This is a genomic window from Polymorphobacter megasporae (assembly GCF_018982885.2).
Taxonomy (GTDB): Bacteria; Pseudomonadota; Alphaproteobacteria; order Sphingomonadales; family Sphingomonadaceae; genus Polymorphobacter_B; species Polymorphobacter_B megasporae.
In genome coordinates this window covers 1,403,281-1,427,012 of the sequence record NZ_CP081848.1, presented here as the reverse complement: position 1 = coordinate 1,427,012, position 23,732 = coordinate 1,403,281, and the positions used below count along the sequence as shown (strand labels likewise).

The window sequence follows — 23,732 nt, the reverse complement described above, 5'->3', positions numbered from 1 at the left end:
TCAACCGTCGATGAACGGCCTCACGCGAGGTGGAACGCCTCGCGCAACCCGTCGATGACGAATTGCGCGGCGAGCGCGGCGAGAATCACGCCGAGCAGCCGTGTGACCATCGCCTCGATCTTGACTCCGATCAGCCGCATCACCGGCCCGGCAGCGAGCAACGCGACGAGGGTGATCGCCAGCACTGCCGCGAGCGCGCCGAACACGACGATGTGCTCGGCGATTCCATGCGCGCGCGCCGACAGCAGCATCACCGCAGCGATCGCGCCCGGCCCGGCGAGCATCGGGATCGCCATCGGGAACACCGAGATGTCTTCCTCGACGACCGCGCGACCGCCCCTGATCTCTTCAGCGCGATTTTCGCGGCGTTCGGTGCGCTTTTCGAAGACCATGTCGATCGCGATCAGGAACACCATGATGCCGCCGGCGATGCGGAACGCGGCGAGGCTGATGCCGAGAGCGCCGAGAAAGCCCTGGCCGAAGATGCCGAACAGCAGCAGCACACCGCTGGCGATCGCGGTCGAGCGCCACGCCATCGCCCGGCGGTGCAACGGCGACGCGCCCGATGTCAGCGACGAGAAGATCGGGATGACGCCGGGCGGGTCGAGGACGACGAACAGCGTGACGAACGCCGAGACGAACAGCGGGAAGAGCGTTGCGATCACAGCCCGACCGGCGGCGGCAGGCCAGCACGCAGGTGCGCGGCGACCATCGTGTTGCGCAACAGGCACGCGATCGTCATCGGCCCGACCCCGCCTGGGACCGGAGTGATCGCACCCGCGACCTCGACCGCCTCAGCGAAATCGACGTCGCCGACGAGCTTCGTCTTACCGTCCGGAAGGCCGATGCGGTTCATGCCAACGTCGATGATCGTCGCCCCCGGCTTGATCCACCCGCCGCGAACGAGATTCGGCACGCCGACCGCAGCGACGACGATGTCGGCGCGCGCGACGTAGGCGGCGAGGTCGCGGGTCCGGCTGTGCGCGATGGTGACGGTCGCCGACGCCGCGGTCAGCAGCGCCGCCATCGGCTTGCCGACGATGTTCGAGCGGCCGATCACCAGCGCCTCGGCCCCGCTCAAATCGCCGAAGACCGCCTTCAACAGGATCATGCAGCCGAACGGCGTGCACGGCACCAGCCCCGGCAGCCCGGTCGCGAGCCGCCCGGCGTTGACCGGGTGGAAACCGTCGACATCCTTGTCGGGATCGATCGCGGTCAGGATCTTCGTCTCGGCGATGTGCCCCGGCAGCGGCAGCTGGACGAGGATGCCGTCGACCGCGTCGTCGGCGTTGAGCGCGGCGACGAGCGCGAGCAGGTCGTCCTCGGACACGGTCGCATCCAGGCGGTGCTCGATCGAGCGCATCCCCGCCGCGACGGTCCGCGCCAGCTTGTTCTTTACATAGACCGCGCTCGCCGGGTTCTCACCCACCAGCACCACCGCGAGCCCCGGATTGCGCCCGCGCGCGGCGGCGAAGGCGGGAACCGCAGCGGCAACCCGCTCGACAAGTGCGGCGGCATGCGCCTTGCCGTCGATGATCGTCGCGGTCATGCCGTTACCTTTGGTGCGGTGAGCGTCTGCAGCTTGCGGATCAGCGCGACGGGATCGCCGTCGATCGTCACGACCTTCGACCGCGCGGTCAGCCCGCCGGTGACCTCGACCTCGCGCGGCTTGATCCCGAGCCAGCGCGCAAGGGTCGCCTCGACCGCGTCGTTCGCCTCGCCGTCGACCGGGGCGGCGGCGACGCGCACCCCGAGGTGGAGCTTGCCTTCGGCGTCGGGGAGCAGGCCCTCTACCGCGTTACGCCCGGCGCGCGGCGACACGCGGACGCTCAGCGTCACGCCGCCCGAAATGGCCCCCCATGCCTTCAGATCACACCCGTATCGAGCAGGATCGCGGGCAGCAGCCGCTGGATCAGGATGATGATCAGGATCAGCACCATCGGCGACAGGTCGATCCCGCCGAGGTCGGGCAGGATGCGCCGGATCGGCCGCAACAGCGGCTCGGTGATCGCATCGAGCGTCCGCAGGACGCCGCGCACGAAGCTGTTGTAGGTGTTGATAACGTTGAAGGCGATGAGCCACGACAGGATCGCCTGGAGGATCAACAGCCAGATCAGCCACTGCAGCACCATGATGACGATGCCGACGATTGCGGCGAGCGAATTCATGTTCGAGCCCTTGAGGTTGCGCCGCAGCATCTAGGGCGTGTCGCCCCCGCGCGCAATCTTCGCTCCCTTTGGGCGAAGCCGAGCACGAGCTACGCGCGGACCAGCGTGCCCGCCCCCTCGCGGGTGAAGATCTCGAGCAGCATTGCATGGCTGACGCGCCCGTCGAGGATGACCGCCGCGCCGACGCCTGCGCCGACCGCGGTGATGCACGTCTCGATCTTGGGGATCATCCCGCCTGAGATCGTGCCGTCGGCGACGAGCGCGGTGATCGTACGCGGATTGAGATCGGTCAGCAGGAGGCCGTCCTTGTCGAGCACCCCGGCGACATCGGTCAGCAGGAACAGCCGCGCCGCGCCGATCGCCGCCGCGATCGCCCCGGCCATCGTGTCGGCGTTGATGTTGTACGTCGCGCCGTCGACCCCGGTCGCGACCGGCGCGATCACCGGGACCATGTTCGCGGTCGTCAGGACGTCGATCAGCGTGCGGTCGACCGCGACGGGCTCGCCGACGAAGCCGAGGTCGATCTCGCGCTCGATATTGCTCCCTGGATCGCGCGTCGTCCGCGTCACCTTGACCGCGCGGACGAGGTTGGCGTCCTTCCCCGAGATCCCCGCCGCGACGCCACCCGCGGCGTTGATCCACGCGACGAGTTCCTTGTTGATCGACCCAGCGAGAACCATCTCGGCGACCTGCGCGGTCGCGGCGTCGGTGACGCGCAGCCCGTCGACGAAGGTGCTGTGGAGCCCGAGCCGTTCGAGCATCGCGCCGATCTGCGGGCCGCCGCCGTGGACGACGACGACGTTGATGCCGCACGCCTTGAGCAGGACGATATCGTCGGCGAAGTCCTTCGCCATTTCGGGGTTGCCCATCGCGTGGCCGCCGTACTTCACAACGAAGGTCTGGCCTGCGTATCGCTGGAGATACGGCAGCGCCTCGATCAGCGTTTCGGTCTTCGCCAGCGCGTGCGGGTCGGGAGAATTGTCGGGCATGCAGCGCCTATAGCGGGCTAGCCACGCCCGCGGCTATAGCCGCTAGCCGCGAACAAACAGGCCGATCGTCAGCGCGGCACCGATGACGATGACCCCGACCCTGAGCCACATCACCGGAACGCGCTTGAGCAGGATCGCCCCGGCATAGCCGCCGACCATCGACCCCGCGCCGACCGCCGCCGCCTTCGCCCAGGGAATCGCCGTCGTTGCGGCAAAGACGATCGCGGCGGCGATGTTCGAGAGCGACACGAGGACGTTCTTGGTCCCCGCCGCGTTGCGAATCGGCATCCGCGCGAGGGTCAGCGCGGCGAGCGTGACGATCCCCGCGCCGCCACCGAAGAAGCCGCTATAAACCGCGATGACCCCCTGGATCAGCGCCGACACCCATGCCGGTGGCGGTGTCGTCTCGCCCTTGGGCTTCGGCCCGAAGCTGCTCCACGCGAACAGGCCCGTGGCCGCCAGTACGAGCCACGGGACCATCGCGCCGAACACCTTCGACGGCGTCACGAGGAGCAGGAGCGCCCCCGCGATTCCGCCGACGAGGCTGATGACCGCGAGCGCGCGGAACGACAGCCGCTCGGCCCCGGCGACGAGGCTGCGCCCGGCGAGTCCGGTCGTGACCTGTCCGGGAAACAGTGCGACGGTCGAGGTGATGTTCGCCATGCGCGGGTCGAGGCCCGTCAGGATCAGCGCCGGCAACGTGACGAACGAACCGCCCCCGGCGAGGGCATTTTGCGTCCCCGCCCATAGTCCACAGACGAAAAGAAGCGCGAGAAGGAGCATCGTGGCGGCGTGAAGCGTTGGGCCGCACGCGTCAAGCAGGAGCACGCATGAGCTTACCCGGTATCCGCACCGTCCCGACCCCGGCGACGACCCTCGTCGCGATCTGCAAGAAGTGCGGCAAGAAGGTCGGCGGCGGCTTCGGGGAGGACGGCTCGAAGTCGCTGGCGAAGGCGCTGGTCAAGACGCTCGGCCTGCCGAAGTGGAAACGCTCGCCGATCCGCATCGTCGAGACCGGCTGCATGAAGCTGTGCCCGCGCCGCGCGGTCGCGGTGACGACGAGCCGCGACGCGGGGCTGGTATATGTCGTCCCACAGGACACGCCGGTGATCGATGTCGCGGTGCAGTTGGGGTTGACGGCGATCTCTTAGTAGGTTGCGCGGGCAAAGCCCGCGCTCGTCGGACGGGTTCGGCGGCGGTTCGCCGCCGCCCCGCCCGCCGGCCTTGCGCGAGTCTGCGCGCTGCACGGGAAACGCTAAGATGCGTTTACCGCGCTGCGTGCAGCCTCACTGGGGCTAAAAGAACGCCTGCAGCCCCGTCTGCGCGCGGCCGAGGATCAGCGCGTGGACGTCGTGCGTGCCCTCGTACGTGTTGACCGCCTCGAGGTTCATGACGTGGCGGATCACGCCATATTCGTCGGAGATGCCGTTGCCGCCGTGCATGTCGCGCGCGACGCGGGCGATATCGAGCGCCTTGCCGCAGTTGTTGCGCTTGATCAGGCTGATCGCTTCCGGCGCAAGGTTGTGGACGTCAAGCAGGCGACCGGCAGCAAGCGCGGCGGTCAGGCCAAGCGTGATCTCGGTCTGCATGTCGGCGAGCTTCTTCTGGACGAGCTGCGTCTGGGCCAGCGGGCGGCCGAACTGCTTGCGGTCGAGCGTGTACTGCCGCGCCGCATGCCAGCAGAACTCCGCCGCGCCCATGACGCCCCACGCGATGCCGTAGCGCGCGTTGTTGAGGCAGCCGAACGGTCCGGCGAGGCCCTTGACCCCGGGCAGGATGCGGTCGGCGGGGATGGCGACGTCCTGAAGCACGATCTCGCCGGTGACGCCGGCGCGAAGCGCGAACTTGCCCTCGATCTTCGGCGTCGACAGCCCGGCGTCGGCGCGCTCGACGATGAAGCCGCGGATCGTGTCGACCCCCGCGTCGTCGGCGAGCTTCGCCCACACCACGAAGACATCGGCGATCGGCGAGTTGGTGATCCACATCTTCGCGCCGTTCAAAACGAAGCCGTCGGCGGTGGCGCGGGCGCGGGTCTTCATCGATCCGGGATCGGAGCCGGCGTCGGGCTCGGTCAGGCCAAACGCGCCGATCAAGTCACCGGTGGCGAGGCCGGGGAGGTATTTTTGGCGTTGCTCCTCGGTGCCATAGGCGTGGATCGGGTACATCACGAGGCTCGACTGGACGCTCATCGCCGAGCGGTACGCCGAGTCGACGCGCTCTACCTCGCGCGCGACCAGGCCGTAGGCGACATAGCTTGCGCCAGCGCAGCCATAGCCGTCGATCGTGACGCCGAGCAGCCCGGCGCGCCCGAACTTCTTCATCAGGTCGGGGTCGAATTTCTCGTGGCGGTTGGCCTCACGGACTGCGGGCAGCAGCTCGGCGTCGCAGAAGGCGCGCGCTGAATCGCGGATCATCCGCTCGTCTTCGCTCAACTGCGCGTCGAGCAGGAGCGGGTCGGACCAGTCGAAACGCGGCCAGCGCGGCGCGGTATCGGCGGCGATCTTGGTCTGGATATTCACGGACGGACTCCCAAGGCTTGGGACCGATCTATCGCATTTCACCCGGAAATTGAACCGCCGTCAGCGTCGCGGCGTGCCGATGCCGTAGCGGACCACGACCGGCGCGGGACAGCGACCGACGGCGCGATACACGGTGAGATATTCGGCGGCGGGCGGGAGTTGGTCGAGGCGCTGGAAGCCGGCGGCCTTCGCTGCAGCGGCGGGCATGACCCGGGTGTCGGCCGCGCAGCCCGCCGATCTCCATTCCGGGACGATGTCGGCAAGCGCGGGTGCGGATAGTGACAATACGACGGCGGCAATCAGGAAACGCATCACGACTCTCCCAATGATCGATGATCCTATCACACCGGCGGCACGTGCGTCCGCACGATCATCGACTGGCTCGCGGTCGCGAGCAGCGCGCCGCTTTCGGCGAACAGCCGCATCCGGCCGTGGGCAAAGCCGTTCGCCAGCCCCTCGATCACAGTGTCGCACAGCACCCATTCGGTCGGGGCGAGGCCGACGAAGCGGATCGTGTTGTCGAGGCTGTTGCCGCCCATCGCCGCGCCGGTCGCGTGGCCGATGCCCGACGGCACGAAGTCGGCCATTAGCGCGAGGGTGATCCGGTCGACGGGGCCGCCGTCGGTCCGGCGGACCCACATCGCCGATTCGCCGTCGACGCTCGGCCCGCCGCTGCGCCGCGCCGGACCGTAACGCCCGTGCGCGATCCGCTGCTCGAAATTGGCGTTGAGGTCGTCGTCGCGCCGCACCCAGTCGTAGACCATCGGCGGGCAGTCGGCGGGCGGCGGGACCGCGGGCATCGCCGCCCATTGCATCGCCAGCGTGCCGGGGCGGCTGCCGAGCGCGGCGTTGACGGTGAAGATCTCGGTCGCGCCGACATGCCCGGTCACCCGCGCTTGGCTCGAATGACGCCCGCTGACCGGCACGACGACGTCGAGGTCGAGCACCGCCGGAGGCCTCGCGAAGGACAGATATTGCGCGGTCGCCCACACCGTCGGCCGTCCGGTCGCGGCCTCGAGCGCGGCGATCGCGCTGCCGAGCCCCGCCCCGCCAAACAGGAACTGCTGGTCGGGCGGCCCGACGCTGAGGTTCGGCGTCACCGACAGGGTGAAGCGCGTCGCGCTGTCGGTCGTGCCGAGGTCGATCAGCGCCATCTAGCCGGCGTCCGAACCGTGGATGAAGGCGCGGATGCGGTCGGTGAAGGCGAGGGCGGCGTACGGCTCGATCGGCGCGGGCGGCGTCCCCCCATCGGCGAGCAGCGCGTCGATCCCGGCGTAAAGGTCTTCGACGGTAATTGCGGTGTGCAACCCGTCGCGCCCGGCGAATTTGGCGAGCGTCGCGAACTGGTGGTCGGTGGTGTGCTCGCCCAGATCGAGGCGGCGCGGCATCATCAACAGCGGCTTGCCCGCCTGGATCGCGGCGATGATCGATCCCATCCCGGCGTGGGCCACGAACAGCCGCGCTTCGGCGATCCGGCGCTGGTACAACGCGGGCGGCATCATCCGGACGAACGCGGCGTGCTTAGGTTCGTACGCGCCGCTGCCGATCTGGACGAGGACGCGCGTCGCTGGGTGCGCTGCGGCCCAATCGTCGAGCGCGCGGGCGAAGCGGTCGAACGCGAACATTGAGCCGACACTCGCGAAGACCTCGGGAGCGTCATTTGCGGCCATACTCACAGCACCGCTCCCCAGTATTTCGGGACCGGGTCGGCGGCGAGCTCGGGCCATTGCGTCAGGCATTGGTGCGCGAGCTTGCGCGCCCGCAGCCCCGACGACGACATCACTTCGCTGTTGGCGATACTGTCGACCCACAAAGTCCGCGCGCCGAACAGCCGCCCGAACATGATCGCGAACAGCGCCGGGGCCGAACCGGTGGTGACAACGACATCGGGGCGGACGGTGGCGACCGCGCGGAACAGCTGGAGCGCGACGATGGCGAAGCTCGCCTTGTTCTTGCGGCTCGCGTCCTTGAAGCTGAAGAAACGCGCGCCCGGGACTTGCGCGGCGGCTTCGGGATGGACGGTGGCATAAGCCACGTCGCACCCGTCCCATGCGGGACGCAGTCGCAGCAATTGCACCCAATGCCCGCCGCCCGAAGCGACCGCGAGGACACGCACTCGCCGTGTCGCCATTCGTTGTTCCTCAACCCCACCGCTCTATCGCTCGCATCAAGGCGGGTGGCCTCGCGCTGTCAACCGGCTTGTTGCAGGTGCGAACTATGGTTACGAAGCTGCAGCATTGCTCGAGGAGGCGGAATTTGGTCCGGGTCGGCGTCGTCGGAATGGGCAAGATGGGCCTGTCGCACCTTGCGGTGATCAACGCCCATGCCGGCGTCGAGGTCGCGGGCATCTGCGACAGCGCAAAATACGTCCTCGACGTCCTCGGTAAATACACCGGGCTGGCGACCTTCACCGACTATGAGGTGATGCTGAAGTCGGTCGACCTCGACGCAGTGCTGATCGCGACGCCGTCGGCGATGCACGGCCCGATGGTCCGCGCCGCGCTCGATCGCGGCCTCCACGTTTTCTGCGAAAAGCCGTTCTGCCTCGACCCCGACGAGGGCGCGGCGCTTGCCGCTCTCGCCACGGAAAAAGGGCTGATCTGCCAGGTCGGCTATCACAACCGCTTCATCGGCGCGTTCCGCGAGGTCAAGCGACTCGTCGACACCAACGCGATCGGACGCGTCACCCATGTCCTCGCCGAGGCGTATGGTGCGGTCGTGACCAAGCCCAAGGGATCGTCGTGGCGGACCCAGCGCGCGCAGGGCGGCGGCTGCCTGTACGATTACGCTGCGCACCCGATCAACCTCGTGACGTGGCTGTTCGGCGCGCCCGCAACGGTCGCCGGGGCGGCGCTGGTGCCAGTGTTCTCGGCCGAGACCGACGACCAGGTTTACGGCACGCTGCGTTACGACGGCGGGCTGACCGCGCAGGTCTCGGTCGACTGGACCGACACGTCGGTGCGCAAGATGACGACGCGGCTGACGTTGTGGGGCACCGCCGGACGCCTGTACGCCGACCGGCAGGAGATCCAGCTGTTCCTGCGCGACGACGTCGGTGCGCTGCCCGAGGGCTACACCGCGGGCTGGAACACGCGCTACACGACCGAACTCAGCGATCCCGTCGATTTCTACCTCCGCGGCGAGGAATATTCGGCGCAGATCGACGGCTGGATCGCGGCGATCGGCGGCGGGGCGCTGGAGAACGACTTCGCCAGCGCGGTCGAAACCGACAAGACGCTCGCGATGTTCATCGAGAACGACGGCGCGGTCGAGGCGAACTTCCGCGCCCCCGCCCCGGCGGCGGCGAAGACCGGAATGATCGGCAAGCTGATGGGACGCCGCTGACATGGCTCACAAGATGGACCGCCTGCTGTTCGGCGATAACCAGTTCTTCGGCATCAACCACATGTCGGAGGAGAAGGCGCGCGCCGGGGCGATGCGCTTCCAGAAGACGCAGGCGATCGTCGATGTCCTCGACATCGCGCTCGCCGAGGGGGTCCGCACCTTCATGTGCACGACCCACGACCGCATCCTCGAGATCGTCGAGACGATGAAGGCGAACCCGGCGAAATACGCCGACTTCATCTTCTATCCCGGCATGCCGTACGCGCATAAATACGCGAATGCGGTGACCGAAGACGGCTATCTTGGGACGCTCAAGCGCTTCCTGCCGCAGGAAGGGCTGCTCGATGCGGCGGTGCGTGGCGGCCTGTCGATCGCCAACAAGGACGTCGAGGGCCTGATTACCCTGCTCGTCGATGCCGAGATGAAGATGTTCGAGGGGGTCAACGCCCCGGTGATCTTCCTCCAGAACGTCGTCGTCGACCTGCTCCTCGGGCTCAAGTTCAAGGACGCGTTCCGCATCTTCGCCGACCATTGCCGCAAGCGCTATAACGCCGAGCCGGGCTTCATCACGATGAACCTGCCGCTGCTGCTCCGCGCGCTCGAAGCACAAGGTGTCGAGAACCCGATCGTCTGCGCCAACATGAACAAGATCGGCTTCCGCATGTCGGGCGGCTGGGCGGCGTATGCGGCGGCGATCGACGCCTATCCGTGCCGCGTCATCGCGATGTCGATCTACGCCAGCGGCGCGATCCCGCCTGCCGAGGCGATCGCGTGGGTCGCCGAACAGCCGCAGATCGAGTCGATGGTGTTCGGCGCGTCAGGCCGGGCGAATATCCGGAATACGGTCGAATTGGTGAAGGCGGCGGACGCGCGACGGGCGATCGCGGCTTAACTCTTGATCCTCCCGGTCTTTGGGAAGGATTCAGGAAGTCACGCGGCTAGCCGTCGATCTGCGAACGCCTCTGCCACCAACTCGTAACTCCGCACCCGCGCTGCATGATCGTGGACGATATTGACCAGCATCGCCTCGTCCGCGCCGTACTCCGCGGCCGCCGCCTCGATCCCGGCGCGAACAGTCGCGGGTGAGCCGACGATCATCCGGCGGCCGCGGCGCTGTGCTGCGTTCGGATTTGCCGCGAGCCACGTGCTGGCCTTCTCGGGCGACGGCACCGGGATCAGCACCCCGGTCAGCAAATGCGCGAGCATCATCCGCGACGATAGCGCCAGCCGTTCGGCCTCGGCGTCGGTCTCGGCACAAACCGTCCATAGCGCGGCCATCGTATACGGCTTCGCCCCTCGCACACCGGGGCGGAACGCGCGCCGATATTGCGCGGCGATCTCCGCGCCGTCGCTGTTGATGAAGTCGGCGAAACAATACGGCAGCCCGGTCTCCGCCGCCCACGCCGCGCTATCAGGCGACGAGCCGAGCAGCCACACTTCGGGCGTCTCGGGCAGGCCGGGCAGAGTCCTTGAAAGATCGGCGAAAGCGTGTCCCGGCGGCAGGTCGTCCTCGAGATAGCCAAGGAGTTCGGCGAGCTGGTTCGGGAAATCGTTCGGCGACTGGGTCCGCCGATCGCGCTGGAGCGCGAACGCGGTCCGCTGGTCGCTCCCCGGCGCGCGGCCGAGGCCAAGGTCGATCCGCCCCGGGTAGAGCCCGCTCAGCGTCGAGAAAATCTCGGCGACTTTCAACGGCGAATAATGCGGCAGCATGATCCCGCCGCTGCCGAGCCGGATCGAGTGCGTCGCTGCGCCAGCGGCGGCGAGCAATATCTCGGGTGCAGCTCCCGCGAGCGCGGGCGAGGCGTGGTGCTCGGCCGCCCAATAGCGGTGGTAGCCGAGTCGCTCACCGGCGCGAGCGAGGTCGACCGAGTTGGACAGTGCCGCCGCCGCGGTGGTGCCTTCAGCGATAGGGGACTGGTCGAGAATACTGAGACGCATGGCGGTCACTCCGGTCAAGCCACCAAGATAGGAACGCCGGGAGAGCAATGGAACGGGCGGTGATAGTATTGGTTTGTTAACACTCTGTGGGGAAAAAATAGGGAGGACTATCATGACGCGCATATTCTTCGCTCTCGGCACGATCGCGATGGTGGCGGCCGCACCCGTCGGCGCACGCGACACGCGTCATCGTGCGCTGCCGCCGGTGCCGCAATCGGCCGAGATCGCCGCGTTGAATCGCGAGTCGCTCGCCAAGATTGCACCGGCTTCGAGCAACACCCATTCGGTCGATACTCAGCAAGCCCCGCCCGCGCCTGCGATCAAGAAGGGCGCACGTCCGAGACGCTGACGCGATTCGCGAGAGTCATGCGCAGCGCGGCCCACGCGGCCGCTTTCCCCGCGAAGGCCATCGTATATGCGGGACTGCTCGACGGGAGAGTGAGGTGCGGCGTTCCGGGTCGAAGCAGCCGCGTCCCGATCGACGCCGCCTTTTGACCATTGAAAGCGACGAGGCGCAGGTCGGGAAGCGTCGCCACCAGCGCGGCGAGGTCGTTGCCCTCGATATCGCGGATTGCCTCGTCGAGGCTGCCGCTGCGACGCGCAGTGGCGATAACGTCCCATACGCCGATTCCGGCGGCGAGCAGCGCGGCGAGACGGTCCGGGTAGTCGAGCGACACCAAATCGACGCCGACTACACTCCCGGTTAGCCGCCAGAAGCCGTTCTGCGGATGGGCGTAATAGCGCCCAGCTTCTAGCGATTTTACTCCGGGCAAGCTGCCTAGGATGAGGACGCGGGTGCGGGCATCGACGACGGGGGCGAAGCTGGCATGGCGCGTCATCGCTCCTGTTCCCCTGTCATCCCCGCGAATGCGGGGACCCAAGGTCACCGGCCATCGTGACTTTGGGTCTCCGCATTCGCGGGGATGCCAGGTAAAGGGGGAGTGCGCTTTAGAACCCGCGCGGTCACCTCGATCTCGATCCGCATCTTCGGGTCGATCAGCCCCGCGACGATCATCGTCGCCGCCGGTCGCGCGATCCCGAACGCGGCGCGGAGTTGCGGCCAGCACACTTCGAAGTCGTCGGCATCGGGGAGAATATACCGCACCCGGACGACGTCATCGAAGCCCGCCCCCGCTGCGCCAAGCGCCGCCGCGATTGTCGCCAAGGCCGCGGTACACTGCGCCTCGACCCCATCGGAGAGCGTCATCGTCGCCGGATCGACTCCGGTGCAGCCCGACACGAACACCCAGCCGTCGTCGTCCACAATCGCGCGCGAATAGCCGATCAAATCCTCGTACGCCGAACCGCTTGCGATGCGGCGGCGCATGGCTACCAGCTGCGGCCCTGCTTGATCGGGGTGCGGTTCGCCAGCATCGCCAGCGTCGGGTTGTCACCGACGCTCGTCTCGGCGAGCCCCTGGAGTGTGCCGTCGGACAGGTCCTCGGGCTCGGCGAGGTTTTCGGCGACCGTCGTCAATTCGCCGTGCGCGCGGCGGTTGACGACCGCGAAGCCGGTATTGAGCAGGTTGGTGACGTTGCCGTCGCGCGCCAGCCGGGTCGGCCCGCCAAGGACGACCGCGATCAGCCGCGTCCCGTCGTGCGCCGCCGACGCCGCGAGGGTGAACCCCGCCGCCTGGGTATAGCCGGTCTTGATCCCGTCGACCCCGGGCAGCGTCGTCAACAGGTGGTTGTGGTTGGCGATCGACTTGCCTTCGTAATCGACCGCGACCTGGCTGAAGACGCGGTAGAATTGCGGGAAGTCGCGGACGACCGCGCGGCTCAGCGTGCCGATGTCGCGCGCGGTGGTCAGCTGGCGGCTGTCGGGCAGGCCGGTCGCATTGACGAACTGCGACGAGGTCATGCCGAGTTTTTTGGCGGTGGCGGTCATCCGCGCCGCGAACGCCTGCTCGGTGCCACTGATATGCTCGGCGACCGCGACGGCGATGTCGTTCGCCGACTTGGTCGCGATGATGTCGATTGCGTCCTTGAGGCTGATCGTCGAGCCGACCTTGAGGCCGAGCTTCGACGGGGCCTGGTGTGCGGCGTGCTTCGAAATGGTGATCGCGTCGGTCAGGCGGGCGCCGCCGTGCGCGAGCTGATCGAACGCGATGTACAGCGTCAGCACCTTGGTGATCGACGCCGGGTAGCGCGGCGCATCGGCCTGCCGCGCGTACATCACCTCGCCGGTCGAAGCGTTAAGCAGGATCGCGGCGTATTTCGGAACGGTGTAAAGACTTGAAGCGGTCGCCGGCGCGGCAATTGCCAGCGCACTTAAAAGACCGATGAGAAGACGCTGACTCCGCACAGGAAAATCCTCGATCCCGCCGTTGGCTCTTTGTAACAAAGGTGGACTCGCCAGCGCAAGCGCGTTGTGGCGCAAACTTCGGGCGGCTTGCCGCGATCCGCGATAATCGCCACATAGCGGCGCATGTCAGCCCCCGCGCACAACGAGCGCCGCACCTTCGCGATCATTTCGCACCCCGACGCCGGCAAGACGACGCTGACCGAAAAGCTGTTGCTATTCGGCGGCGCGATCCACCTTGCCGGCGAAGTCCGCGCGCGCGGCAACAACCGGCGCGCACGGTCGGACTGGATGAAGATCGAACAGCAGCGCGGGATCAGCGTCACCAGTTCGGTGATGACGTTCGAGCGCGCCGCGATCACCTACAACCTGCTCGACACGCCGGGACACGAAGATTTCAGCGAGGACACCTACCGCACGCTGACCGCGGTCGATTCAGCGGTGATGGTGATCGACGCCGCGCGCGGGATCGAGGCGCAGACGCGCAAGCTGTTCGAGGTCTGCCGCCTGCGCGACGTGCCGATCGTCACCTTCGTCAACAAGGTCGACCGCGAGGGACGCGACCCGTTCGAACTCCTCGACGAGGTCGCCGACAAACTCGCGCTCGACGTCGTGCCGATGAACTGGCCGGTCGGCATGGGCGGGCAGTTTCGCGGGCTATGGGACCTGCGCCGCAACCGGCTGACGATCCCCGAAGGCGACAGCAAGACGTCGGGGCAGACGATCGAGATGACCGGACTCGACGACCCGCGCCTCGCCGATCATGTCCCCGCCGACGAATTGGTGAAGTTCCGCGCCGAGGCCGAACTCGCGCTCGGCGGCTATGCGACGCTCGACCCCGACCTGTACCGCAAGGGCGCACTGACCCCCGTGTTCTTCGGCTCGGCATTGAAGGATTTCGGCGTCGAGGACCTGATCGACGGCCTTGCCGCTTACGCCCCCGCGCCGCGCGTCCAACACGCGATCCCGCGCGACGTGACCCCCGACGAGCCTGCCGTCACCGGCTTCGTCTTCAAGGTGCAGGCGAACATGAACCCGCAGCACCGCGACCGCATCGCCTTCATGCGCGTCTGCTCGGGCAAGTTCCGCCGGGGAATGAAATTGAAGCAGGTCGCGACCGGCAAGGCCATCGCGATCAACTCGCCGATCTTTTTCTTCGCCGCCGACCGCGAGATCGCCGACGAGGCGTATCCCGGCGACATCATCGGCATCCCCAATCACGGAGTCCTGCGCGTCGGCGATTCGCTGACCGAGGGCGAGGCACTGACCTTCACCGGCATCCCGAACTTCGCCCCTGAAATCCTCAAGCGCGTCCGGCTGGGCGACCCGACCAAGTCGAAGCAGCTGCGTTCGGCGCTCAACGACATGGCCGAGGAGGGGGTGACCCAGCTGTTCCGCCCGATGATCGGGTCGCAATGGATTGTCGGCGTCGTTGGGCAGTTGCAGCTCGAAGTGCTGATCTCGCGCCTGTCGGCCGAGTACAACGTCGCCGCCGGCTTCGAGGCGTCGCCGTTCGACACCGCACGCTGGATCACCGCCGACGAAGCCGCCGACCTCAAGACCTTCATCGACGCCCACCGTGGCGCAATGGCCGAGGACCGCGACGGCGCGCCGGTCTTCATGGCGCGCGACCAGTGGGAATTGAACTACACCGAGCAGCGCGAAAAGACGCTGCGCTTCACCGCAACGCGGGAGCGGGCGTGAACATTCCCTCTCCCCTCGAGGGAGAGGGACGGTCGCGCCCTTCGCGCGACCAGGGTGAGGGTGAGGGTGGCCATGATGGCTCCTCCTTCAATGTCCTCACCCTCACCCTGGTCGCGAAGGCGCGACCGTCCCTCTCCCTCGAGGGGAGAGGGAAGATATGACCTCGCTCTACGCCGATGACGATGCCCGCCGCGCGCGGATCGACGCGCTGCTCGCCGAACTCGACACGCCCCCGCCGCCGCCGAAACGCAGCTTCCTCCGCCGCTTCTGGAAGCTCATCCTGCTGGTCATCGTCGTCGCGATCGTCGCCACTGGGGTCTGGCTCGTCGTCACCGCCCCGCTCGGGCGCGCGCTCGAGCCGCTTAAGAACCCCAGCCTCGTCCTGCTCGACGACGCCGGCCACCCGATCGCGCGGCGCGGCGATTATAAGGAGCTGCCGGTCACGATCGCCGAGCTGCCGAAGTACGTCCCCCAGGCGATCGTCTCAATCGAGGACCGGCGCTTCTATTCGCACTGGGGGATCGACCCGCAGGGAATCGCACGGGCGATGTTCCGCAACGCCGAAGCGGGTGGAGTGTCGCAGGGCGGATCGACCCTGACCCAGCAGCTCGCCAAGACGAGCTTCCTCAGCAGCGACCGCACGATCAAGCGCAAGCTGCAGGAAATCATCATCGCCTTCTACCTCGAAAGCCGCCTGACCAAGGACCAGATCCTGTCCAGGTATCTGTCGAGCGTCTATTTCGGCGAGGGCGCGTACGGGCTTCGGGCCGCCGCCCGCACCTATTTCGACCGCGAGCCCGAGGACCTGACCGTCGGGCAGGCGGCAATGCTCGCCGGGCTGGTCAAGGCGCCGTCGAGCCTCGCGCCGTCGCGCCACCTGTCGCGCGCGCAGGACCGCGAGCGCGTCGTGTTGCAGGCGATGGTCGAAACCGGCGCGCTGACTGCGGCACAGGCGAGCCGCGTCTCCCCGGCGCGCTACACCCCCGGGCGCAAGGCGATCCCGACGGGGTCGTATTTCGCCGACTGGGTCCTGCCGCAGGCGCGCGGGGTCGTCGACCCCGGGCAATACGGCGACGTCGCGGTCAGGACGACGCTCGACCCGGCGCTCCAGCACGATGCCGAGCGCGCGGTCGGCGACATGCTCGCAGGCGCAGGCGGGCTCAACATCCATCAGGCGGCGCTGGTCGCGATGCGCCCCGACGGGCGGGTCGTCGCGATGGTCGGCGGCGCGAACTATGCCGCGACGCCGTTCAACCGCGCGACGCAGGCGCTGCGCCAGCCGGGGTCGTCGTTCAAGCTGTTCGTCTATCTCGCCGCGCTCCACGCCGGGGCGACGACGGGGACGATCATCGACGATTCGCCGACGACGATCGGCGACTGGTCGCCGAAGAACGACGAGGGCAAGTATCGCGGGCGGATCAGCCTCGCCACCGCGTTCGCCGCGTCGTCGAACATCGCCGCCGCCAAGCTGACGCAGCAGGTCGGGGTCGAGGCGGTCCGCAAGCAGGCGCGGCTGCTCGGGGTGACGGTGCCGCTGTCGAATTACGAAGGGCTTGCACTCGGCACGTCGGGGGTGCCGTTGATCGAGCTGACGAGCGCTTACGCCGCGGTCGCGAACGGTGCGTATCCGGTCAAGCCGGTCGGGCTGGCCTCCCCTCGCGCGCCGGGATTGATCGACACGGTGCGCGGCGCGGTCGCGGCGACGCGCGGCTGGCCCGAACGCGGCCCGATGCTCGAACTCCTCCAGTCGGCGGTGCGGCACGGCACCGGGCAAGCGGCGCTGCTGGGAATCGCGACCTACGGCAAGACCGGCACGACGCAGAACCATCGCGACGCGCTGTTCATCGGCTTCGCCGGCGACCTCGTCGTCGGCGTCTGGGTCGGCAACGACGATAATTCGCCGATGACCGGGGTGGTCGGCGGGACGGTGCCGGCAAAACTGTGGAAGAAGTTCATGACCGCCGCGCTGACCCGCGAGGGCCTGCTCCGCCCTGCGCCGGTGCAGCGGAGCCCGGTCGACGCGATCGGCGATCTCGTCGGGAATGTCGTCGGCGACGCCGTCGGTGCGGCGACCGGCGAGGCGGCGGATGCGATCGGCCAGGCGCTCGACGGGGTGCGCGAGCGTCGCGAGAACCGGACGGAGCCGCCCGAACCCCCCGAGCCGCCGCAACCCGACTAGACAGTCTCCAGCCGATGCCCCCCGCGCACGAAGCGGTGACACTGGATCGGTCGCGCCGGATCGCGTAGCCGCAGCTTCACCTCGGCCAGAATCGCACGGGTGATCTGCGGCAGGTCGAGCGCCGCCGCCGCGTCCCAGTCGAACCACGCAAGTTCGTCGAGCTCGCCCGATCCACCGCCGGGATCGAGCGACACCAGCGCGGCGGCATCGGCCACGAAGAAGCGCGCGTCGAACCGCCTTGGCCGAACCGGGGGTGTGATCGCGCGGGCGACAAAGTCGAGCGCGGCGAGGTCGGGCGCGACTCCGGCGGCGAAGAAGTCGCGCCACGGTCCGGTGCGCTTCACCGGCGCTAAATCGACCGGCTTGGCCACCAGCAGCCCGGTCTCCTCGAACGTCTCGCGGATCGCCGCCATGGCGAGTGCTCGCCCGCGCGCCGGGGTCGTCGTCCGGGCGAGCGCGGCGGCGACGTGGCCAACCAGTTCGGTCGCGGCGGGGACGGCGAAGTCGCCGCGATCGACCCCGCCGCCGGGGAAGACCCATTTGCCCGGCATGAACGCGTGGCCGCCGTGCCGCCGCCCCATCAAAACGCGGGGCTCGCCGCCGCTGCCGCCCGCGCCGTCGTCGCGGCGGACGATCAACAGCGTCGCCGCATCCTTCGGGCGGCCCGACGTCAGGGCCGGCGCGGGATCCTTCGACGGGGAAACGGTCGTCAGAGCGTCATCCGCTGCAGCTCGCGCTGCTTGTCGAACCACTGGTGCTTGAGCGCGCCGAGGACGTGCAGGCTGAACATGACGTACAGCGCCAGCGCGAAGCTCGCGTGCCAGCCGTAGAAGATATCGTGGACATGCTCCTTGTCGGGCTGGCCGAGATTGGCGATCCACCCGATCCGCGGCACCTCGAACAGACCGAACACCGTCAGCGGATGCTCCGCCGCCCCTTTGAACGCCGAATCGTGCATGTAGCCGGTGAGCGGCAGGCCGACGATGAGGACGTACAGCGCAAAATGCGCAAGGTGCGATGCCGTGATCTCCCACATGTGCTGCCCCGGCGGTGGTGGTGGCGGCGCGTGCGTCACCCGCCACAGGATCCGCATCGCCGCGAGGCCGAGCACCGTCAACCCGATCGATTTGTGCAGGTTGATGATCGGGCGGTCCCAGCTGTCGGGGAAATAAGTGATCACCCAGATCATCACGACGTTGACGATGATCAGCGCTCCGATCAGCCAGTGAAAGACGACGGCGGGCTTGGTGTATTTGTCGGGGAGGGTCATGCAGCTTCCGTTCATACCGCCTGAGACAATCGGCTTGTGGCACAGGCGTCACCGGTGCCGCTATAGACTCGCGCACAGTTGATGAAGGTCCACCATTTGCCCGTCGATCTTCAAGCCGTCCTCCGCGCGAATTCGCCGCGCTGGACCCCGGTGCCGACCCCCCTCGCGAGTACGCTGATCCACGGCGGGGTTGCCGTCCTGTGGGTCGTGCTGTTCGCCGGGGCGTTCGTCTTTTCGGGCGTCTTCGCGTGGAGCGTGGGGCTCGTCTATGTCGCCTACGACACCGTGTTGCTGGTCTTCACTTTCGTCCAGACGTGGATGCTCCGCCGCGCGCTCCCTGCGCCGGGGCCGGGCGTGCCTGCCGGGGTCGCGGTGATCGTTGCCGCGCACGACGAGGCCGAGGTGCTGCCGGTGACGCTCGCCGCGCTGTTCGGCCAGTCCGACCGACCCGACCGGATCGTCATCGCCGACGACGGCTCGACCGACGGCACCGCGGCGCTGCTGACCCGCGACTTCGGGTTCAGCGTTCCCGCGATGGGCAGTTTGAGCGCCGAAAGCACGACGCACTCCGGGCTGCTATGGTTGCGGCTGCCGCATGGCGGCAAGGCGGCGGCGCTCAATATCGCATTGGGCGCGATCGACAGCGACATCGTCATGACGGTCGACGCCGACACCCTGCTCGAGCCCGCCGCGATCGCGGCGATCCGCGCGGCGTTCGTCGCCGACCCCGCGCTCGTCGCCGCGACAGGGGTCCTGACCCCGGTCTGCGACGCCTCGGCGGGAGGACGCCTGTTCGAGTGGTTCCAGAAATACGAATATATCCGCAACTTCCTGTCGCGCTTCGCGTGGGAGCGCGTTGGCGGGCTGCTGTTGATCTCGGGGGCGTTCGCCGGGTTCCGGCGGCAGGCGGTGCTCGACGTCGGCGGGTTCGACGCCGACTGCCTCGTCGAGGATTACGAGCTGATCCACCGCCTGCGGCGCTATGCAGTCATCCACGGCCGGCACTGGACGACCGCGGTCGTCGGTGGTGCGCGCGCGCGGACGACCGCCCCCGCCGACCTGTCCGCCTTCCTGCGCCAGCGGCGGCGCTGGTTCGGCGGCTTCCTGCAGACGCAATACTGGTACCGCGATATGGTCGGCGATGCGCGCTACGGTCACCTCGGGGTCTGGATGCTCCCGGTCAAGGCGTTCGACACCTTCCAGCCGGTGTTCGGCCTGACCGCATTCGCACTGCTGGTGACGTATCTCGCGCTCGGCCGGGTCCATGTCATCGCCCCGGTGGCGATCGTCATCGGCGTCAAGATCGCGATCGACCTCGCGTTTCATCTCTGGTCGATCCGGCTGTACCGCCACTGGGCGGGCGGGCCGCCGATGGGCGCGGGCGCGGCGGTGCTCGCGTCGCTGGTCGAGCCGTTCAGCTTCCAGCTGCTCCGCCACGCCGGCGCGGCATGGGGCTGGGTCTATTTCCTCGGCGGCAAGCAGACGTGGGGAAAGCAAAGCCGGGGCGGGCTGGTGGCTTCCCCGCCGCTTTAGCCGAGGGACTGTCGACCGCGGCGGGGTAGAAGGAGGGTCGCGCTCGCTGCCCCCCGCCGCTATCGTCCGCGCCGTGACCCTGTACCTGCCCATCGCCGAATTATCGGTCAACTGGATCGTCATCGTCGGACTTGGTGCGCTGGTCGGCTTCCTGTCGGGGATGTTCGGGGTCGGCGGCGGGTTCCTGACGACGCCGCTGCTGATCTTCTACGGCATCCCGCCCGCGGTCGCGGTGGCGTCATCGGCGACGCAGATCACCGGGGCGAGCGTGTCGGGCGCACTCGCTTACTGGCGGCGCGGCGGGGTCGATTTCAAGATGGGGGGCGTGCTCGTCGCGGGCGGTTTCATCGGCGCCGGCCTCGGTTCGGTCCTGTTCCGCTGGCTGCAGCAGCTCGGCCAGATCGATGTCACGATCAACATTGTCTACGTCCTGCTGCTCGGCACCGTCGGCGGGCTGATGCTGCGCGAGTCGCTGTCAACGATGCGACGGACCGCGCGCGGGGTGGTGCCGCAGCGCCATCGCCACAACCCGTTCATCGCCGCGTTGCCGTGGAAGATGCGCTTCTACAAGTCGGGGCTGTACGTCTCCCCGCTCGCGCCGCTCGCGCTCGGGGCGATCGTCGGCATCCTGACCGTCAGCCTCGGCGTCGGCGGCGGCTTCATCATGGTCCCGGCGATGATCTATTTGCTCGGCATGTCGACCAATACCGTCCTCGGGACGTCGCTGTTCCAGATCATCTTCGTCACCGCCGCGACGACGATGCTCCATTCGGTCGAATCGCAGACGGTCGACATCATCCTTGCCGGGCTGCTTCTGATCGGCGGCGTGATCGGGGCGCAGCTCGGCGTGCGCGCGGCGCAGCGCCTGTCGCCGGTCCGCCTGCGGCTCGGGCTCGCGTTGATCCTGCTGGCGGTCGCCGGCCGTCTCGCGATCGGGCTGACGATGCGCCCGGCCGAGCTGTTCTCGATCTTCGGTCCGGCGTGAAACAGCTTGGCCTGCTGCTCGTCTGGCTGCTCGCGGTCGGCGCGGCACCGGTGCGGCTGATCACCGACATCAGCCAGAACCGGATCGACATCGTCTATACCTTCAAGGGTGCCGAGCTGCTTGTCTTCGGTGCGATCCAGTATCCGCGCGGATCGGTCCCCGACGAGCGCCCGGGGCTGGCGATCGTCGTTCGCGGCCCCGCCGAACCGATCACGCTGCGCAAGAAGGCGCGCGTCGCCGGCATCTGGATCAACACCGCGAGCGTCCGCTACGAGACTGCGCCCGGATTTTACGCGGTCGCCACCTCGGCCCCGATCAAGACGCTGGTCGACGAGCGCAACGCGGCGATCTGGGAGATCGGGCTCGATTATCTCCAGCTGTCGCCGTCGACCGGCGGCGGCCCGGAGGTCGATGAATTCACCCGCGGGCTCGTCGACCTGCGCCGCCGCAACGGGCTGTGGTCGGAACAGGAGGGGCGCGTCGGCATCACGCAGAACATCCTGTACCAGGCGCGGATCACGATCCCGGCGGCAGTGCCGGTCGGCGCATACACCGCCGAAATCTACCTGATCCGCCATGGCAAGGTCATCGCGCGGTCGGCGACGCCGATCACGATCGACAAGTCGGGATTCGAGCGCTGGGTCTATGTCGCGGCGCAGACGCAGGGGCTGGCGTACGGTTTCGTTGCGGTCTGGCTGGCGCTCGTGGCCGGCTGGTGCGCGAGCCTGATCGTCCGGCGGACCTAAATCTCGACCTGGCTGCCCAGCTCGACGACGCGGTTGGTTGGCAGCTTGAAGAACTCCATCGCGCTTTCCGAATTACTCAGCATCCACGCGAAGACCTTCTCGCGCCAGATCGCCATGCCGGGGCGGTCGCTCGCGAGCAGCGTCTGGCGGGCGAGGAAGAAGCTCGTGTCCATCATCTTGATCTTCGGGCCGCAATTCTCGACGAGCTTGAGCGTCGCCGGGATGTCGATGTCCTGCATGAAGCCGAAGCGCATGATCATCCGGTAGAAGTTCGACCCGAGCGGGCGGACCTCCATCCGGTCCTCGTCGTCGACGAACGGCACCTCGTCGATCACCACCGTCAGGATCAGGACGCGGTCGTGAAGCACCTTGTTGTGCTTCAGATTGTGGAGCAGCGCGTGCGGCACGCCCTCGGGCGAGCTCGTCATGAATACTGCCGTGCCTTGGACGCGGGTGGCGGCGGTCGCGGCGGATTTGATGAACACCTCGATCGGCATCGCGCTCTCGCGCAGCCGGAGCATCATCAGGTGCCGCCCGCGCGCCCATGTCGTCAGCAGCGTGAAGGTGATCGCGCCGACGAGCAGCGGGAACCAGCCGCCATCGGGAATCTTGGTCAGGTTCGACGCGAAATAGGCACCGTCGATGATCAGCAGCAGGCCGATCAGCGGCACGGCATACCAGCGCGGCCATTTCCAGATCGTCAGCACCAGCACCGCGATCATCATCGTCGTGATCAGCATAGTGCCGGTCACCGCGATGCCGTACGCAGCGGCAAGATTGTTCGAGGTGCGGAATCCGAGGACGAGGAGGACGACGAGGACGAGCAGTGTCCAGTTGATCATCGGGATATAGATCTGCCCCGCCGACGCCGCGCTGGTGTGGATGATCTTGAGCCGCGGCAGAAAGCCGAGCTGGACCGACTGCTGCGCGACCGAGAACGCGCCCGAGATCACCGCCTGACTGGCGATCACCGTCGCGGCGGTGGCGAGGATGACGAGCGGCAGCCTCGCCCAGTCGGGAGCCATCAGGAAGAACGGGTTCTGCGCGGTTGCCGGGTCGCCGAGGAGCATCGCGCCCTGGCCGAGGTAGCTCAGCATCAGCGCGGGCAGGACGAGATACAGCCACGCCACCGAGATCGGCCGCCGCCCGAAATGCCCCATGTCGGCGTAGAGCGCCTCGGCCCCCGTCACCGCGAGGACGACCGAGCCGAGCGCGAGGAAGCCGAGCACCGGATCGTGCGCAAAGAACATGACAGCGTAATGCGGCGACAGTGCGAACAGAATCGTCGGGTTCGCCACCAGCTGGATCACACCGAGTGTCGCGATGACGACGAGGTAGACGAGCATCACTGGGCCGAACAGCGCCCCGACCTTGGCGGTGCCGCGCGACTGGAACAGGAACAGCCCGATCAGGATGCCGATCGACAGCGGCAGCACGATCGGTGACAGGCCGGTCTGGACGACGGTCAGCCCCTCGACCGCCGACAGCACCGAAATCGCCGGGGTGATGATGCAGTCGCCGAAGAACAACGCCGTCGCCAGCACCCCGAGCAGAACGAGGTAACGCGAACGGCCCGCGCCCGGCGACAGCCGCGAGATCAGCGCGAGGAGCGCCATCGACCCGCCTTCGCCGCGGTTGTCGGCCCGCATGACGATGAAGACATACTTCACCGTGACGACCATGAAAAAGGTCCAGAAGATCAGTGAGACGACGCCGAAGATATGGAGATGGTCGACCGCGAGCGGATGGTGCCCGACGAACACCTCCTTCATCGCATATAATGGGCTCGTGGCGATATCGCCGAAAACGACCCCGACCGCGCCGATCGCGAGTTTCTTGAAACTGTCGGGGTGAAGATGCGCCTTGTGCTGGCCGGTCGACGGCGATCCGGCAAGCGCGACAGCGGCAGCGGATGCCGGGGCGGGAATCGTCGGGGCGGTGACAGCGGTCATCGTGATTCGCAGGCAGCGAGCGAAGCGCGCCTGAGGAACTGTCGCGGTTCGACTTCGATCACTTCACGCAAGCCCATGTGCCGCCGACCCGAAACCCCCGGGG

Annotated in this window: 27 protein-coding genes; 9 read left to right on the top strand and 18 right to left on the bottom strand. The window is 67.8% G+C overall.

Going from position 1 to position 23,732, the window contains the following annotated elements; all coding sequences use genetic code 11:
- Window positions 1-20: 20 nt before the first annotated feature.
- Genes KTC28_RS06685 through KTC28_RS06660 form a run of 6 tightly spaced genes read right to left on the bottom strand, consistent with a single transcriptional unit; the run spans window position 21 to window position 3,985 of the window.
- On the bottom strand, window positions 21-665 hold the full coding sequence (locus KTC28_RS06685) for a MarC family protein (protein WP_226896097.1): 645 nt from the start codon (window positions 663-665) through the stop codon (window positions 21-23).
- Window positions 662-1,549 carry a bifunctional methylenetetrahydrofolate dehydrogenase/methenyltetrahydrofolate cyclohydrolase FolD gene (gene folD, locus KTC28_RS06680; protein ID WP_216711475.1) on the bottom strand — a complete coding sequence of 296 codons (888 nt, stop codon included), beginning with the start codon at window positions 1,547-1,549 and terminating at the stop codon, window positions 662-664. Before folD ends, KTC28_RS06685 begins: the two co-directional genes overlap by 4 nt.
- Window positions 1,546-1,839, bottom strand: coding sequence for an ACR/YggU family protein (locus KTC28_RS06675; RefSeq protein ID WP_216711476.1), 294 nt, complete (start codon window positions 1,837-1,839; stop codon window positions 1,546-1,548). Before KTC28_RS06675 ends, folD begins: the two co-directional genes overlap by 4 nt.
- A gap of 26 nt (window positions 1,840-1,865) precedes the next feature.
- Window positions 1,866-2,198: a YggT family protein gene (locus KTC28_RS06670; RefSeq protein WP_255602335.1), complete on the bottom strand. Its 333-nt coding sequence runs from the start codon at window positions 2,196-2,198 to the stop codon at window positions 1,866-1,868.
- 59 nt (window positions 2,199-2,257) lie between these two features.
- Entirely contained in the window at window positions 2,258-3,157 is a 900-nt protein-coding gene (argB, locus tag KTC28_RS06665) for an acetylglutamate kinase (RefSeq protein ID WP_216711477.1), read from the bottom strand.
- Between the two features lie 42 nt (window positions 3,158-3,199).
- Window positions 3,200-3,985, bottom strand: coding sequence for a sulfite exporter TauE/SafE family protein (locus KTC28_RS06660; protein ID WP_255602334.1), 786 nt, complete (start codon window positions 3,983-3,985; stop codon window positions 3,200-3,202).
- 2 nt (window positions 3,986-3,987) lie between these two features.
- On the opposite strand from KTC28_RS06660, the gene KTC28_RS06655 reads away from it, so the two are divergent.
- The gene (locus KTC28_RS06655; RefSeq protein WP_216711478.1) at window positions 3,988-4,308 is read left to right on the top strand and encodes a (2Fe-2S) ferredoxin domain-containing protein; all 321 of its coding nucleotides are present in this window, start codon (window positions 3,988-3,990) and stop codon (window positions 4,306-4,308) included.
- 144 nt (window positions 4,309-4,452) lie between these two features.
- Here KTC28_RS06655 and KTC28_RS06650 read toward each other — a convergent pair whose 3' ends face one another.
- The 5 genes from KTC28_RS06650 to KTC28_RS06630 form a co-directional block, all read right to left on the bottom strand.
- The gene (locus KTC28_RS06650; protein ID WP_255602423.1) at window positions 4,453-5,670 is read right to left on the bottom strand and encodes an acyl-CoA dehydrogenase; all 1,218 of its coding nucleotides are present in this window, start codon (window positions 5,668-5,670) and stop codon (window positions 4,453-4,455) included.
- Window positions 5,671-5,736: 66 nt separating this feature from the next.
- On the bottom strand, window positions 5,737-5,988 hold the full coding sequence (locus KTC28_RS06645; RefSeq protein ID WP_216711479.1) for a hypothetical protein: 252 nt from the start codon (window positions 5,986-5,988) through the stop codon (window positions 5,737-5,739).
- 29 nt (window positions 5,989-6,017) lie between these two features.
- On the bottom strand, window positions 6,018-6,830 hold the full coding sequence (locus KTC28_RS06640; protein ID WP_255602333.1) for an acyl-CoA thioesterase: 813 nt from the start codon (window positions 6,828-6,830) through the stop codon (window positions 6,018-6,020).
- A complete protein-coding gene (locus KTC28_RS06635) occupies window positions 6,831-7,346 on the bottom strand; it encodes a glycosyltransferase (protein WP_223132297.1) in 516 nt (171 codons plus the stop codon).
- Window positions 7,347-7,348: 2 nt separating this feature from the next.
- A complete protein-coding gene (locus tag KTC28_RS06630; RefSeq protein WP_216711481.1) occupies window positions 7,349-7,807 on the bottom strand; it encodes a glucuronosyltransferase in 459 nt (152 codons plus the stop codon).
- A 125-nt stretch (window positions 7,808-7,932) separates the two neighbouring features.
- Between KTC28_RS06630 and KTC28_RS06625 the strand changes: the two genes are divergently transcribed.
- Entirely contained in the window at window positions 7,933-9,021 is a 1,089-nt protein-coding gene (locus tag KTC28_RS06625; RefSeq protein WP_216711482.1) for a Gfo/Idh/MocA family protein, read from the top strand.
- Window position 9,022: 1 nt separating this feature from the next.
- Window positions 9,023-9,913 (top strand): hypothetical protein, encoded by an 891-nt coding sequence (locus KTC28_RS06620; protein ID WP_216711483.1) that lies wholly within the window; start codon window positions 9,023-9,025, stop codon window positions 9,911-9,913.
- Between the two features lie 38 nt (window positions 9,914-9,951).
- On the opposite strand, the gene KTC28_RS06615 is transcribed toward KTC28_RS06620, so the two are convergent.
- A complete protein-coding gene (locus tag KTC28_RS06615; protein WP_216711484.1) occupies window positions 9,952-10,959 on the bottom strand; it encodes an LLM class flavin-dependent oxidoreductase in 1,008 nt (335 codons plus the stop codon).
- A gap of 112 nt (window positions 10,960-11,071) precedes the next feature.
- Between KTC28_RS06615 and KTC28_RS06610 the strand changes: the two genes are divergently transcribed.
- Window positions 11,072-11,308 (top strand): hypothetical protein, encoded by a 237-nt coding sequence (locus KTC28_RS06610; RefSeq protein WP_216711485.1) that lies wholly within the window; start codon window positions 11,072-11,074, stop codon window positions 11,306-11,308.
- Here the strand turns inward: KTC28_RS06610 and KTC28_RS06605 are convergent.
- Genes KTC28_RS06605 through KTC28_RS06595 form a run of 3 tightly spaced genes read right to left on the bottom strand, consistent with a single transcriptional unit; the run spans window position 11,280 to window position 13,263 of the window.
- Window positions 11,280-11,798, bottom strand: a complete 519-nt coding sequence (locus KTC28_RS06605) for a DNA-deoxyinosine glycosylase (protein ID WP_216711486.1) — start codon at window positions 11,796-11,798, stop codon at window positions 11,280-11,282. The two genes, KTC28_RS06610 and KTC28_RS06605, sit on opposite strands and share 29 nt — an antisense overlap.
- A 44-nt stretch (window positions 11,799-11,842) precedes the next feature.
- Entirely contained in the window at window positions 11,843-12,286 is a 444-nt protein-coding gene (locus tag KTC28_RS06600) for a Rid family hydrolase (protein ID WP_216711487.1), read from the bottom strand.
- A gap of 2 nt (window positions 12,287-12,288) precedes the next feature.
- Complete coding sequence (locus tag KTC28_RS06595; RefSeq protein WP_255602332.1) at window positions 12,289-13,263, bottom strand: D-alanyl-D-alanine carboxypeptidase family protein; 975 nt, start codon at window positions 13,261-13,263, stop codon at window positions 12,289-12,291.
- Between the two features lie 123 nt (window positions 13,264-13,386).
- On the opposite strand from KTC28_RS06595, the gene KTC28_RS06590 reads away from it, so the two are divergent.
- Both KTC28_RS06590 and KTC28_RS06585 read left to right on the top strand, forming a co-directional pair.
- Window positions 13,387-14,964: a peptide chain release factor 3 gene (locus KTC28_RS06590; RefSeq protein WP_216711488.1), complete on the top strand. Its 1,578-nt coding sequence runs from the start codon at window positions 13,387-13,389 to the stop codon at window positions 14,962-14,964.
- A gap of 157 nt (window positions 14,965-15,121) precedes the next feature.
- Window positions 15,122-17,143 (top strand): transglycosylase domain-containing protein, encoded by a 2,022-nt coding sequence (locus KTC28_RS06585; RefSeq protein ID WP_223132296.1) that lies wholly within the window; start codon window positions 15,122-15,124, stop codon window positions 17,141-17,143.
- Here KTC28_RS06585 and KTC28_RS06580 read toward each other — a convergent pair.
- Both KTC28_RS06580 and KTC28_RS06575 read right to left on the bottom strand, forming a co-directional pair.
- On the bottom strand, window positions 17,140-17,781 hold the full coding sequence (locus KTC28_RS06580; protein WP_255602330.1) for an NUDIX hydrolase: 642 nt from the start codon (window positions 17,779-17,781) through the stop codon (window positions 17,140-17,142). The two genes, KTC28_RS06585 and KTC28_RS06580, sit on opposite strands and share 4 nt — an antisense overlap.
- Before the next feature lie 71 nt (window positions 17,782-17,852).
- Window positions 17,853-18,413, bottom strand: coding sequence for a cytochrome b (locus KTC28_RS06575; protein WP_216709377.1), 561 nt, complete (start codon window positions 18,411-18,413; stop codon window positions 17,853-17,855).
- Window positions 18,414-18,494: 81 nt separating this feature from the next.
- Between KTC28_RS06575 and KTC28_RS06570 the strand changes: the two genes are divergently transcribed.
- From KTC28_RS06570 to KTC28_RS06560, 3 genes are all read left to right on the top strand, one after another.
- Window positions 18,495-19,946 carry a glycosyltransferase family 2 protein gene (locus tag KTC28_RS06570; protein WP_216709378.1) on the top strand — a complete coding sequence of 484 codons (1,452 nt, stop codon included), beginning with the start codon at window positions 18,495-18,497 and terminating at the stop codon, window positions 19,944-19,946.
- 73 nt (window positions 19,947-20,019) lie between these two features.
- A complete protein-coding gene (locus KTC28_RS06565; RefSeq protein ID WP_216709379.1) occupies window positions 20,020-20,931 on the top strand; it encodes a sulfite exporter TauE/SafE family protein in 912 nt (303 codons plus the stop codon).
- Complete coding sequence (locus KTC28_RS06560) at window positions 20,928-21,677, top strand: TIGR02186 family protein (protein WP_216709380.1); 750 nt, start codon at window positions 20,928-20,930, stop codon at window positions 21,675-21,677. The genes KTC28_RS06565 and KTC28_RS06560 overlap by 4 nt, the downstream gene beginning before the upstream one ends.
- Here the strand turns inward: KTC28_RS06560 and KTC28_RS06555 are convergent.
- Complete coding sequence (locus KTC28_RS06555) at window positions 21,674-23,629, bottom strand: potassium transporter Kup (protein WP_216709381.1); 1,956 nt, start codon at window positions 23,627-23,629, stop codon at window positions 21,674-21,676. The genes KTC28_RS06560 and KTC28_RS06555 overlap by 4 nt on opposite strands.
- Window positions 23,630-23,732 lie beyond the last annotated feature (103 nt).

Excerpts from the sequence above, each read along its gene's own strand:
- folD (WP_216711475.1), bottom strand. The coding sequence starts at position 1,549 with ATGACCGCGACGATCATCGACGGCAAGGCGCATGCCGCCGCACTTGTC.
- KTC28_RS06670 (WP_255602335.1), bottom strand. The coding sequence starts at position 2,198 with ATGCTGCGGCGCAACCTCAAGGGCTCGAACATGAATTCGCTCGCCGCA.
- argB (WP_216711477.1), bottom strand. The coding sequence starts at position 3,157 with ATGCCCGACAATTCTCCCGACCCGCACGCGCTGGCGAAGACCGAAACG.
- KTC28_RS06655 (WP_216711478.1), top strand. The coding sequence starts at position 3,988 with ATGAGCTTACCCGGTATCCGCACCGTCCCGACCCCGGCGACGACCCTC.
- KTC28_RS06645 (WP_216711479.1), bottom strand. The coding sequence starts at position 5,988 with ATGCGTTTCCTGATTGCCGCCGTCGTATTGTCACTATCCGCACCCGCG.
- KTC28_RS06640 (WP_255602333.1), bottom strand. The coding sequence starts at position 6,830 with ATGGCGCTGATCGACCTCGGCACGACCGACAGCGCGACGCGCTTCACC.
- KTC28_RS06635 (WP_223132297.1), bottom strand. The coding sequence starts at position 7,346 with ATGGCCGCAAATGACGCTCCCGAGGTCTTCGCGAGTGTCGGCTCAATG.
- KTC28_RS06630 (WP_216711481.1), bottom strand. The coding sequence starts at position 7,807 with ATGGCGACACGGCGAGTGCGTGTCCTCGCGGTCGCTTCGGGCGGCGGG.
- KTC28_RS06620 (WP_216711483.1), top strand. The coding sequence starts at position 9,023 with ATGGCTCACAAGATGGACCGCCTGCTGTTCGGCGATAACCAGTTCTTC.
- KTC28_RS06615 (WP_216711484.1), bottom strand. The coding sequence starts at position 10,959 with ATGCGTCTCAGTATTCTCGACCAGTCCCCTATCGCTGAAGGCACCACC.
- KTC28_RS06610 (WP_216711485.1), top strand. The coding sequence starts at position 11,072 with ATGACGCGCATATTCTTCGCTCTCGGCACGATCGCGATGGTGGCGGCC.
- KTC28_RS06605 (WP_216711486.1), bottom strand. The coding sequence starts at position 11,798 with ATGACGCGCCATGCCAGCTTCGCCCCCGTCGTCGATGCCCGCACCCGC.
- KTC28_RS06600 (WP_216711487.1), bottom strand. The coding sequence starts at position 12,286 with ATGCGCCGCCGCATCGCAAGCGGTTCGGCGTACGAGGATTTGATCGGC.
- KTC28_RS06590 (WP_216711488.1), top strand. The coding sequence starts at position 13,387 with ATGTCAGCCCCCGCGCACAACGAGCGCCGCACCTTCGCGATCATTTCG.
- KTC28_RS06585 (WP_223132296.1), top strand. The coding sequence starts at position 15,122 with ATGACCTCGCTCTACGCCGATGACGATGCCCGCCGCGCGCGGATCGAC.
- KTC28_RS06575 (WP_216709377.1), bottom strand. The coding sequence starts at position 18,413 with ATGACCCTCCCCGACAAATACACCAAGCCCGCCGTCGTCTTTCACTGG.
- KTC28_RS06570 (WP_216709378.1), top strand. The coding sequence starts at position 18,495 with ATGAAGGTCCACCATTTGCCCGTCGATCTTCAAGCCGTCCTCCGCGCG.
- KTC28_RS06555 (WP_216709381.1), bottom strand. The coding sequence starts at position 23,629 with ATGACCGCTGTCACCGCCCCGACGATTCCCGCCCCGGCATCCGCTGCC.